This is a genomic window from Aeromonas sp. HMWF014 (genome assembly GCF_963878295.1).
In the GTDB taxonomy this organism is placed as follows: Bacteria; Pseudomonadota; Gammaproteobacteria; order Enterobacterales; family Aeromonadaceae; genus Aeromonas; species Aeromonas popoffii.
On record NZ_CAWNYS010000335.1, the window covers coordinates 1 to 1,164 of the forward strand.

Sequence of the window (1,164 nt, forward strand, 5' to 3'; positions counted from 1 at the left end):
CATCATCACCCCGGGCTACGGCATGGCGGTGGCACAGGCCCAGTACCCGGTGGCCGAGATCACCCAGAAGCTGCGTGATCGCGGCGTCAAGGTGCGCTTCGGTATCCATCCGGTTGCCGGTCGTCTGCCTGGCCACATGAACGTGCTGCTGGCGGAAGCGAAAGTCCCTTACGATATCGTGCTGGAAATGGACGAGATCAACGACGACTTCAACGATACCGATGTGGTATTGGTGATCGGTGCCAACGACACAGTCAACCCGGCCGCCATGGAAGATCCGGGCAGCCCCATCGCCGGCATGCCGGTGCTGGAAGTGTGGAAGGCGCAGAACGTCATCGGCTTCAAGCGTTCCATGAACACTGGTTATGCCGGTGTCCAGAACCCGCTGTTCTTCAAAGAGAATACCCAGATGCTGTTTGGCGATGCCAAGGCCAGCGTCGAGGCGATCCTGAAAGCGTTGTAAGCGTTTGTCAGGTATGAAACGAGGAGGCTTCGGCCTCCTTTTTTCATACTTACTTTTTGGTTTATCCTCAGCCACTGCATGGATGGAGATCCCTCGCTCTCAAGGCCTTCAAGCAGGCTCCCGAGTACCAGGCCTGTTGATCCGTTACGGGCTCTGAACAGGGGCGTTCAGGTTCCGTGTGGTGAGCCAGATGACCCATTCAGACCTGCCGTTGCATGCCAGTTCACAAACGGTGGCACTTTGCCGCCAGTTGGGCATAATGCCTGCGAACAAGCGATACGGCTCAACTTTATTTGAGTCCAATGGCTTTAGCGTTACCCCAAGTTGACCGGATGACTCCTATGATGCAGGCCACTCCATTACGCCAAGCTCGTGTGCTGACCGATGAAGAGCACCACCTGATCGCCAGCTTCGAACCTGCCGTGGAGGCGCTCTCTGCCCTGTTTGGCCCGGGTTGTGAAGTGGTGCTGCATGCCTTCGACAGCCTGCATGCCTCCGTCATCAAGATCGCCAACGGCCATCTCACCGGGCGGGAGGAGGGGGCAGCTGTCACCGACGTCGCCTTCAACAAGCTGCAGAGTGCGGCGGGCAGTCAGTGGAGCAGTTACTTCTCCCGTACTCGTGGGGGGGCGCTGCTCAAGTCCTCCTCCATCACCATCAGCAACAGAGAGGGCAACCCCATCGGCATGCTGTGCGTGAAC

The 1,164-nt window shown here is 58.2% G+C and carries 2 protein-coding genes; both read left to right on the forward strand.

All coding sequences use genetic code 11. The annotated features are described in order from the left end of the window. On the forward strand, positions 1-463 hold a 463-nt coding region (locus AAC083_RS14150), incomplete at its 5' end, for an NAD(P)(+) transhydrogenase (Re/Si-specific) subunit beta (RefSeq protein ID WP_181364758.1). A gap of 341 nt (positions 464-804) precedes the next feature. After that, on the forward strand, positions 805-1,164 hold a 360-nt coding region (locus tag AAC083_RS14155), incomplete at its 3' end, for a PAS domain-containing protein (RefSeq protein ID WP_181364759.1).